Below are 11,652 nucleotides of genomic sequence, written 5' to 3'. Positions count from 1 at the left end.
AGCGTCGTCAACCGGATCATCACCGACCTGGCAGTGCTGGACGTCACCGCGGACGGGCTGCAGCTTGTGGAGCTGGCTCCAGGGGTCAGCAGCGAGCACCTGAAGAGTGTGACTGGTGTGGGCTTTTCCTGAAGCTTCGTACCGTAAATCGAAGAACGCGCCGACCGCTGGTCGGCGCGTTCTTTCGTCGGTCTGTCGGCGAGTACCGATAGTCTCGATCAGCGACTGTCGAATCTTGTTCGAGCTCAGACACCCAGTACCCGGCGGCCCTGTAAATTGTCCGAGGTGACTGATGTGGATTGGGGTGTAGATCGTCGGTTGCAATTGATTGTCCCAGGGGGAGAGGTGTCGCGCGCCGCGTCTGAACGGTGCGTTTCGGCAATGCGATCGGGGGGTAGATGAGCTGGGCGATTTGTAACGAATTGCAACAAAACCGTCGATACACCGGGGTATGGATTTCTCTTGTCACCTATGTATCGGAGACAATGGGTGGTTCTGGCTCGTCGAGGTTGGATGAGGTCGGTAGCTGCTGCGAATCGGACGTTCGGCTCGCACGGGTGCGCAATGGTGTGGAAGAGAGGCTGTGGGCGTGAATTCGCTGGGTAACGGAGAACTGGGGAGCGGCAAGCCGGAGGTCGGCAGCTCGCCGGAAGACGTTCAGCGATCCGACGCATTCCCGCTTTCCGCGGCCCAGCTCGGTATGTGGTTCGCGCAACACCTCGATCCCGCCGTTCCGGTCAACATCGCTCAGTACGTCGAACTCCGTGGTGCTCTGGAACTTGACGCCCTTCGGCAGGCCTGCGCAGACGCCGGTCGCGAAATCGGGTCGGCCTTCGTCCGGATCTTCGAGATCGACGCCCAGCCTTACCAGATCATCGACCCCGCACTCGATGATTCGGTCGGTTACGTCGACCTTCGTAGTGAAGACGACTCGCACGACGCTGCCATGCGGTGGATGCGAGCAGATCGCAGCCGGCCGATCGACATGCTCACGGACCGCTTGATCTCTGCCACGATCCTGCGGCTCGGCGAGAATCGCTACTACTGGTACACACGGGTCCATCACACAATTCTCGACGGTTTCGGTGCGTCGACGTTCGTCACTCGTGTGGCGGAGCTGTACTCGGCGCGCGTGGAGGGCCGGGATCCGGAGCCGAGTGAGGCCTCCGATCTCCGGAACGTCTACGAGGTGGACAACAAGTACCGCCAGTCGAGTCGTTTCGAAACCGATCGCAAGTACTGGGCAGACAAGATCGAGAATCTCGACGAGATCTCGAGCCTCGCGGGTCGAAGTGCCGCGCCGGCTCCAGTCAGTCGGATCGACAGTGCAGCGCTGTCCAACCACGTCGAGGCTCTGCTCGGGCGGTTCCTCGAGCGCATCGAGAAGACCACTGTTGCCGGCACTGTCGTCGCGGCGTTTGCGGCGTACCTCGCTCAGATGACCGGACGAGAGGACGTGTCGCTGAGTCTGCCCGTTTCCGGTCGAACAACAGCCGTGCTGCGTCGATCCGGAGGCATGGTCTCCAACGTCGTGCCGCTGCGCCTGACCGTCACCGCGGACACCACCGTCCAGGAGCTTCTGGACGATGTCAGGAACGAAATGTCCGGCGCACTGCGCCACCAGCGATACCGACACGAGGACATGGTTCGCGGCGGGGACGGGCCGGGCCGGGGCGGATTCTTCGGCCCCTGGATCAACATCATGATGTTTTCCACCGAGTTGGCGTTCGGGCCCCTCGTCGGCGAACTTCACATCTTGTCCACGGGTTTGATCGAAGACCTCGGTGTCAACCTGTATCAGAGCGTCGGCGATACCCGCACACACATCGACTTCGAGTCGAATCCCAATCTGTATGCGCCCGCGGACGCCCAGCGAAATCACTCGCGGTTCGTGGAGTTTCTCGAGAAGTTCGTCTCGGCCGAAACGAGCCGCAAGGTCTGGGATCTTCCTGTCGCAACCGACGAGGAGCGAAACAAGGTTGCCTTGTGGAACCGCACCGGCTTCCACGTTGCCTCGCAGACCATCACCGAAGCATTCGAGCGTCAGGTCGAGAGAACTCCCGATGCCACCGCTGTCGTTTTCGAAGGCGCCAGCCTCACGTACGCCGAATTCGACTCTCGCGCAAATGGTTTGGCTCGTCAACTCATCGCCATGGGTGTTGGGCCCGAATCGCTTGTAGGACTGTCGATCCGCAGGTCTTTGGACTTGATGGTCGGTCTGTACGCGATTGCCAAGGCCGGCGGAGCCTGGGTACCGGTGGATCCCGACCACCCAGCCGACCGCACCGCCTACATTCTCGAGTCGGCGCAGCCCACGTGTGTTGTGACCACTGCGCGGGACGACGTGGATCTGCCCTCGGGCACACGGGTCATCGAGATCGACACACTGGACTATGGGCAGCTCGACAGCAGACCGATCGTCAACGCGGATCGCCTGTCTCCCTTGCATTTCTCGAACACTGCGTACGTGATCTACACCTCGGGTTCGACCGGTCGACCCAAGGGTGTCGCGGTCACTCACGCGGCGATCAACAATCAGCTTCAGTGGATGAACGCCGAGTACGGGCTTTCGGCGTCGGACATTTACCTGCAGAAGACCGCTACGACATTCGACGTGTCGCTGTGGGGATTTTTCATGCCGTTGCAGGTCGGCGCCACGCTCGTCGTCGCGACTCCGGACGGTCATCGCGACCCGATCTACGTGGCGAACAAGATCGCGGAGCTCGGCGTCACGATCACCGACTTCGTGCCATCCATGCTCACGCTGTTCACGGCGAATGCACCTGCCGGATCTTGTGATTCGTTGCGCCACGTGTTTGTCATCGGCGAGGCGCTCCCGCCCGAGACGTCTTCCGCCTTCCGCGAACTCTGTGGAGCCGGACTGCACAACCTGTACGGTCCGACCGAAGCCGCGGTATCGGTCACGTACTACGAGGCCGTGGCCACGGATACTACTTCCGTGCCGATCGGTATGCCGCAGTGGAACACTCAGGCGCACGTACTGGACGGGCAACTTCGCCCGACCCCCATCGGGCAGCCGGGTGAGCTCTATCTCGCCGGCGTTCAACTCGCGCGCGGATACGTTGGTCGACCGGACCTGAGCTCGGATCGGTTCGTAGCCAATCCGTACGGCACGGCCGGTGAGCGTATGTACCGGACCGGCGACCTCGTTCGTCGCCGTGAGGACGGAAATCTCGACTACATCGGGCGTACAGACTTCCAGGTGAAGTTCCGCGGGCAGCGCATCGAACTCGGCGAGATCGAGACCGTCCTTCTGGCGCACCCCGACGTTTCGCAGGCTGTCGTTTTGGTGACCGTCACCCCGACCGGTGATCAATTGGTCGGCTACGTCGTGCCGGGTCCAGGCCGAAACATCGATGCTGCGGTGCTCAGTGAGTTCGCCGGCCGAAGCCTCCCGTCGTACATGGTTCCGGCCGCGTTGATGGTGCTCGATGCGTTGCCGCTCAACACGAGTGGCAAATTGGATCGTGCCGGGTTGCCCGAGCCGGTGTTCGCGAGTGCGAAGCAGTACCGCGAGCCCCGCACCGAAATCGAACGCATCGTGGCGGACGTGTTTGCCGACGTTCTCGGTGTCGAGCGCGTCGGTATCGATGACGACTTCTTCGAGCTCGGTGGAAACTCTCTGGTTGCAACACAATTGGTGACGCGAGTGGGTTCGGCATTGGGAGTGCAACTCGGCGTTCGAGAGCTCTTCGAATCCACCACGGTCGCCACCCTGGCGGCCCGCGCCGAGTCGGTGGCGGGCAACGCCAGGCAGCTCACCCCGCTGATCGCCAAGCCTCGTCCCGAGGTCGTCCCGCTCTCGCTTGCGCAGCAGCGCATGTGGTTCATCAACCGTCTCGATCCGTCGACGCCCGCCTACAATCTTCCGTTCACGGTCCGGCTCACCGGTTCGGTGGACCCGTCCGCCCTGCATGCCGCGGTGATGGATCTTCTCGAGCGACACGAGTCCTTGCGGACGATCTACCCTGATGTCGACGGAACCGCGCAACAGCTGGTTCTGCCGGTCGACCGGGCCGCGGTGGAGTTGAATCCGGTCAAGATTCGGAATTCGCATCTCGACGCGGCGCTGTTCGACGTGGCGTCTCGCGGCTTCGACGTGACGCTCGAAATCCCGGTACGGGTTGCCCTCTTCGAGGTGTCTCCGACGGACTACGTCCTGGTGATGGTTCTCCATCACATCGCTGCAGACGGACTGTCGTTCCGTCCGCTCGCACGTGACCTTCTCGTCGCCTACTCGGCGCGAAGTGAGAAGTCTGCGCCGGCGTGGACGCCGCTGCCGATTCAGTACGCCGACTACGCCCTGTGGCAGCGCGAAGCACTGGGATCCGACGAAGACCCGCGCTCGGAGTCGTCTCGCCAGATCAACTTCTGGCGCCGGGCACTTGCCGATCTGCCGGATCAGTTGGATCTGCCGACCGACCGACCTCGTCCTGCCATCGCGTCCAATCACGGTGCCAAGCACCATTTTCAGATCAGCGAACGCACGACGCGCAAGTTGAACGAGTTGGCGCGCTCGAGGAGCGTCTCGCTGTTCATGGTGTTGCAGGCGGCATATGCAACGCTGTTGAGCCGGCTCAGTGGTACCTCCGACATCGCGATCGGTGCCCCGATCGGCGGGCGAGGCGATCAAGCGCTCAACGACGTGATCGGCATGTTCGTGAACACCCTGGTGCTTCGCACCGAGGTCGATCCGAACGAACGATTCGAAGAGTTGCTCGCTCGGGTAAGGGAATCGGGCTTGTCTGCCTACGGGCATGCCGATGTGCCGTTCGAGCGGTTGGTCGAAGTTCTGAGTCCGGCGCGTTCGCAGGCTCGACACCCGCTGTTCCAGGTTGCGCTCACTGCGGAGATCAGTGGACGACGCGAACTGGAATTCTCAGGTGTCAAAGCAGTTGCAGCTGAATTGGAAGTACCGGTCGCCAAATTCGATCTCGAGCTCATGGTGTCCGAGAATCCTGAAGGCAGCGAAGACTCGGACGTCTTGAGCGCCACCTTCACCTATGCCACGGACCTGTTCGATCCGGCCACGGTGAACACTTTCGCTACTCGGTTCGTGCGCATCCTCGATGCCGTGGCTACCCGACCTGAAACGATCGTCGGCGATATCGACCTGCTCTCACGCTCCGAGCGCACCGATCTGACGGTCGTAGCCGCGGATGACACGATGCCCCGGCAGAGTCTCGTCGACATCTTCCTGTCCGGCACGGCTGAGGCGGATTCGGTTGCTGTGCGCTTCGAGGGTCGATCGATCACCTATCGAGAGCTCGATGAGCAGTCGTCGAAGCTCGCACGGGTTCTGATCGGACGTGGCGCCGGCCCCGAGACCATTGTTGCTCTCGCCTTTCCTCGCTCGTACGAGATGGTCTGTGCAGTATGGGCGGTGGCGAAGTCAGGGGCGGCATACGTCCCAGTCGACCCGAGTTATCCGGAAGATCGTGTCCGGCACATGCTGGCCGATTCTTCGGCCGCGATGGGACTCACGTCGGGACAGTTCGTAGATCAGCTTCCTGCGGTCACAGAATGGTTGGTCCTTGACGGCCAGGCGCTGAACGGAGAACTGTCGGCGCAATCTTCAGCGCCGGTCACGGACGAGGACCGAATCGCTCCGATTCACAGTTCTCACGTTGCATATGTCATTTACACATCCGGTTCCACGGGAAAACCGAAGGGTGTCAGCGTCACTCACGGTGGACTCCGTGGGGTCAGAGACGCAGCACAGCGTCGCTACGAGGTAGAACAGTCCTCGCGCTTCCTCCATATCTGTTCACCGAGCTTCGACCCGTCGGTACTCGAATGGATGGTCGCCTTCTCCGCGGGTGCAACTTTGGTGATCGTTCCGTCGACAATTATCGGTGGACACGAGTTGTCGGATCTTCTTCATTCCGAGAAGGTCACACACGCGATCATCACTCCCGCAGTACTCGGGACCATGGAGCCGGCAGAGCTGCCTGAATTGCGAGTCGTCTCCGTCGGCGGTGACGTGACCACTCCCGAGTTGCTGGCGAAATGGGCCCCAGGGCGCGCCTACTTCAATGGGTATGGTCCGACCGAGACCACTATCATCTCGTCGTTCGGCGATCTCGCGATCGGCCGATCGATCGACATCGGGCGTCCCGTCGAGGGCATGTCGGCACTGGTACTCGACGAGCGTCTGCATCCTGTTCCAGTCGGTACCAGGGGAGAGCTCTACTTTGCGGGCGCTGCATTGGCTCGCGGCTACCATGAGCGGCGAGGCCTTTCTGCGGAACGGTTTGTCGCCAACCCGTATTCGCCGGATGGCGAGCGAATGTACCGGACCGGCGATGTCGTGCGCTGGACCGGCGGAGACGCGCGCGGTGACGCGGGGGTTCTCGAATACGTCGGCCGCAGTGACTTCCAAGTCAAGGTTCGCGGATTCCGTATCGAACTCGGTGAGATCGACGCAGTTCTGTCCTCGCACGAGTCTGTGCGCTTCGCGGTGACGGTCGGAAGCGAAGGCGCGGCGGGTGCCACAACCCTCGTTTCCTACGTCGAACTGGCTGACGGGTCGAGTTTCGATCGGGACGTGCTCGCCTCGTTCGTGGCGGAGGCTCTGCCGAGCTACATGGTTCCGTCCGTCATCATGGAACTCGCTGAGGTTCCGTTGACCCCGGTGGGCAAATTGGATCGCCGGGCTTTGCCGGAGCCTGTTTTCGAGGTCCGCGAGTTTCGTGCACCCACCACGCCGGTGGAAGAGATTGTCGCGCAGGTGATTGCGGATGTTCTCGGAGTGGAACGAGTCGGCCTCGACGACGACTTCTTTGAACTCGGTGGCAACTCCCTGGTGGCTACTCAGGTCACCTCCCGATTGGGGCGGGCGCTCGACACTACGGTGCCGGTGCGAACGCTGTTCGACGTTTCCACCGTCGAGGCGCTCGCCGCACACATCGAGTCGCACGTAGGTAGCGGCGGGCAGAAGGCGCTCGTCGCACAGGTGCGTCCCGCGGAAATTCCGTTGTCGCTGGCGCAGCAGCGCATGTGGTTCCTGAACCGCTTCGACACCGACTCAGCTGCTTACAACATCACTTTTGCTCTGCACCTGACTGGTCATCTCGATACTGCCGCGATGGAAATGGCGCTGGAGGACGTACTGGCCCGGCATGAGGTGCTCCGAACGGTATATCCGGACGGGGCTTCCGGACCGAAGCAGTCGATTCTGTCGCTCTCGGAGGCGTTCGGCGGGCTGACCGTGGAGTCGGTTTCGGATCAGGACGAGCTCGAAAGTCGAGTCGCTGCAATCGGATCCTCAGCGATCGACGTCACCGTCGACGTGCCGATCCGTGTCCGCCTGTTGACGGTCAGCGACACCGAGCACACCCTTGCGATCGTGGTTCATCACATCGCCGCTGACGGTTGGTCGATGGCGCCCCTGGCTCGCGATGTCATGATTGCCTACTCGGCACGCAAGGATGGGACCGCGCCGGCGTGGCAGCCGTTGACTGTGCAGTACGCCGACTATTCGTTGTGGCAGCGTGAGGTTCTGGGGTCGGAAGACGACTCGGAATCACTGATCTCGCAGCAGATCTCGTACTGGACCGAGACTCTGGCAGACCTACCGGATGTGATCGAGCTTCCGTCGGACCGGTCTCGGCCTGATGTGGCGTCGATGCGCGGCGAGCGATTCGCGTTCGAGATCTCCGGGGATGTGCACCGTCGATTGGACGCGCTGGCACGGGAGAACAACGCGACGCACTTCATGGCGTTGCACTCGGCGCTTGCCGTTCTGATGGCCCGACTGAGCGGAACCTCGGACATCGCCGTGGGCACTCCCGTTGCCGGTCGTGGCGACGAGGCGCTCGACGATCTCGTCGGCATGTTCGTCAACACGCTTGTTCTGCGGACCGAGGTCGACCCGGCCCAGGCATTCACGGATCTGCTGGCTGCGGCGAGTGATTCTGCGCTCGGAGCGTTCGCTCACTCGGACGTGCCCTTCGAGCGGTTGGTGGACGTCTTGGCTCCCGCCCGGTCGCAGGCCAGACATCCGCTGTTCCAGGTCGTGCTGTCCTTGCAGAATCTCGCGCAAACGGCATTGGAACTGCCGGGACTGGCGATCAAGGCCACCGAAATCGACACGACCACTGCCAAGTTCGACCTCGAACTCGCAGTAACCGAGTCGATCGGCGAAGACGGGATCCAGCAAGGGCTCTCGGCCGAATTCACGTTTGCTGCCGATCTGTTCGACGTTTCGACGGTCGAAGGGTTTGCTCGGCGTCTGGTTCGTATCCTCGAGACCGTCGTGTCGGTTCCTTCGATTGTCGTCGGTGACATCGATATTCTCGATGCGGCCGAGCGGGGTGTGCTGGCCGATGTTCATGGAGGTCAGTCGGTCTCGGGAACCCTGGTCGAGATTCTCACAGCGGCGGCCGCTGTGGATCCGTCGGCGGATGCGATTCGCTTCGACGGTCAGTCGATCAGCTACCACGAACTCGACGAGCGGTCGTCGCAACTCGCTCGTGTTCTGATTGCGAAGGGCGTCGGGCCGGAGGATCGGGTCGCGATCGCGATTCCGCGTTCGGCCGATTCGGTTCTCGCTCTGTGGGCAGTGGCGAAAACGGGTGCTGCGTTCGTACCAGTCGACCCGACGTATCCGGTTGACCGTATCGCCCATATGATCTCCGATTCCGGTGCGGTGCTGGGTCTTGCGCTCAGTGACGTCGAGGCAGGATTGCCGTCGGCGTTGACGTGGGTTGTTCTCGACGACGAGAAGACAGTGGCGGCGTGCGCGGCAGAATCCTGCGCGCCGGTGAGTGATTCGGATCGACGTAGTGCGATCGACGAGCGGCAGCCTGCGTACGTCATCTACACGTCCGGCACCACAGGTCTGCCCAAGGGCGTTGTGGTCACCAACGCCGGTGTGGCGAACTTCTGCGCCGAGCAGGTCGAGCGCTATGCGCTGACCGCGGATGCTCGGACGCTGCATTTCGCCTCGCCGAGTTTCGATGCGTCTGTCCTCGAGTTGCTGATGGCATTCGGCTCCGCGTCGACGATGGTGATTGCGCCGACGACGGTGTACGGCGGCGCGGAATTGGCCGAGATCTTGCGCTCGGAGGGCGTGACGCATGCGTTCGTGACGCCCGCTGCGCTGGCATCAGTGGATCCGAGCGGGCTCGACGCGTTGCGGGTGGTTGTCGTCGGTGGCGAAGCCAGTTCGCGTTCTCTCGTTGCCAAGTGGGCGGTGCCGCTTCCGGATGGCGGTGTGCGTGGATTCTTCAATGCGTACGGTCCGACGGAGTCGACAGTCGCCTCGAACATCAGCGATACGCTGACCGCGTTTGATCGTATGAACATCGGCGGCCCGATTCGGGGAATGGCCGCGCGGATCTTGGACGGCCGCTTGCAGCCCGTTCCGGTTGGTGTCGCAGGTGAGTTGTACGTGTCGGGTGTTCAGGTCGCACGTGGATACCTGGGACAGCCGGCATTGACAGCGGGTCGTTTTGTCGCAGACCCGTTCGGGGCGCCGGGAGAGCGGTTGTACCGCACGGGTGACGTGGTCCGGTGGATCGACGGTGGCGCAGTGGAGTACGTGGGCCGCAGTGACTTCCAGGTCAAGATCCGTGGGTTCCGTATCGAACTCGGCGAGATCGAGGCCGCGCTGACCCGTTGCGCGGGCGTTGCGCAAGCTGTTGCTCTCGTTCGTTCCGACGATCACTTCGGAGATCGTCTCGTTGCATACGTCGTGCCGCAGGCCGGCGCCGAGGTGGATCCCGCACAGGTCATCGAGTCGGTGTCGACGTTCCTGACCGGCTACATGGTCCCCGACTCGGTACTGGTACTCGATTCGATTCCGTTGACCACCGCGGGCAAGACGGACATCAAGGCTCTGCCCTCGCCCGTGTTCGAGTCCAAGGTGTACCAGGCGCCGATCACGACCGTCGAAGAGACTGTCGCGCAGGTGTTCTCCGAAGTTCTCGGAGTCGCACAGGTTGGCCGCGACGACGATTTCTTCGAACTCGGCGGCAACTCGTTGATCGCGACCCGTGTCGCCGCTCGGCTGGGAGAGGCGCTCGACACAAGCGTTCCGGTTCGTGCGCTCTTCGAAGCGTCGACCGTGCAGTCACTCGCCGTCCGGCTCGAGCTGCACGCCGGTTCGGGCGCCACCGCCCCACTGGTGCAGCAGCCCCGGCCAGCTCGGATCCCACTTTCGTTGGCGCAGCAGCGCATGTGGTTCCTGAACAGGTTCGAACCCGCGTCGGCAGTGAACAACGTCCCGGCGGCGATCAGGATTTCGGGCGCCCTCGATGTGGCAGCTCTTGACGCCGCCGTGATCGATGTCGTGGGCCGACACGAATCACTGCGAACTGTGTATCCAGACGTCGACGGCGTCGGCTATCAGGACGTCCTCGACGTCCAAGACGTTGTCGTCGACCTCAGCCCCGTGTCGATCACGGAAGATCGCCTGGCTGCGGGCGTCGCCGAGCTGGCGACAGTCGGCTTCGACGTGACGTCCGAAGTCCCGTTGCGCGCCAAGCTCTTCAAAGTCGGCGACAGCGAATACGTCCTGGTGTTCGTCGTGCATCACATCTCGACCGACGGTTTCTCGATGGGTCCGTTGACCCGTGACGTGATGGTTGCCTACGAAGCACGTACACGAGCGTCGGTGCCGGCTTGGACGCCGTTGCCGGTGCAGTACGCCGATTACTCGTTGTGGCAGCGTGAGGTTCTCGGGTCCGAGGACGATCCGCGGTCCGTGATCGCGAAGCAGATTGCGTTCTGGTCGGATGCGTTGGCTGATCTTCCGGAGCAGTTGGATCTGCCTGGTGATCGTCCGCGTCCCGAGGTCGCTTCAGGGCGCGGAGCCGAGGTCGAGTTCGATATCGACGCCACCCTGCACGAAGCTGTCAATTCGATTGCGCACAGCAGTAACTCGACACCGTTCATGGTTGTTCACGCAGCGCTCGCCGTCGTACTTTCTCGTTTGTCCGCAACGACCGACATCGCGATCGGTACACCGATCGCGGGTCGCGGTGAGGCGCAGCTCGACGATCTGATCGGTATGTTCGTCAACACTTTGGTGTTGCGCACCGAGGTTGATCCGTCGATGTCGTTCACGGATCTGTTGGCTTCGGCGCGTGAGGTGGATTTGCAGGCGTTCGCGCATGCGGATGTTCCGTTCGAGCGTGTGGTGGAGGTTCTCGATCCGGTTCGTTCGCAGGCTCGTCATCCGTTGTTCCAGGTGGCGTTGACGTTCCAGAACCACGAACAGACAACGCTCGAACTGGGCGACCTCGAAGTGTCGATCGAAAGTGCCGATCTTGCGCTGGCGAAATTCGACCTCCAGTTGACCCTGACCGAACGAACCGACGAGGCCGGCGCACCCGCCGGAATGTCCGCCTCTTTGACGTATGCGACGGATCTGTTCGACGAGTCGACCGTTGTGGAATTCGGTGATCGGCTGGTAAGGACCTTCCGTGCGGTGACTGCTGATCCCACCGTAGCGGTGGGTGACGTTGACATCTTGGTCGATGGAGAACGAAACCTGCTGTCCCGCTTCAGTGCCGGCCAGATCGATCATGGTGTGGATTCGACGTTGTCGGCGTGGTTCGATGATGCTGCTGCGCGGTTTGGTGATCGGGTTGCGGTGCGGTTCGGTGGCGAGTCGTTGTCGTATGG

The 11,652-nt window shown here is 62.2% G+C and carries 1 protein-coding gene and 1 pseudogene; both read left to right on the top strand.

Translation table 11 applies throughout. The features are described 5' to 3' along the window. A pseudogene (locus tag A2J01_RS37075) lies at nt 1-132 on the top strand (succinyl-CoA--3-ketoacid-CoA transferase); the annotation flags it as partial. 457 nt (nt 133-589) lie between these two features. Continuing rightward, nucleotides 590-11,652, top strand: an 11,063-nt coding sequence (locus A2J01_RS26830) for a non-ribosomal peptide synthetase (RefSeq protein WP_231915923.1), incomplete at its 3' end; no start/stop codon positions are given.

Source organism: Rhodococcus sp. EPR-134 (assembly GCF_001647205.1).
GTDB classification, from domain to species: domain Bacteria; phylum Actinomycetota; class Actinomycetes; order Mycobacteriales; family Mycobacteriaceae; genus Rhodococcus_F; species Rhodococcus_F qingshengii.
The sequence above is the reverse complement of the archived record's forward strand: the minus strand, read 5'-3'. Positions and strand labels throughout refer to the sequence as shown.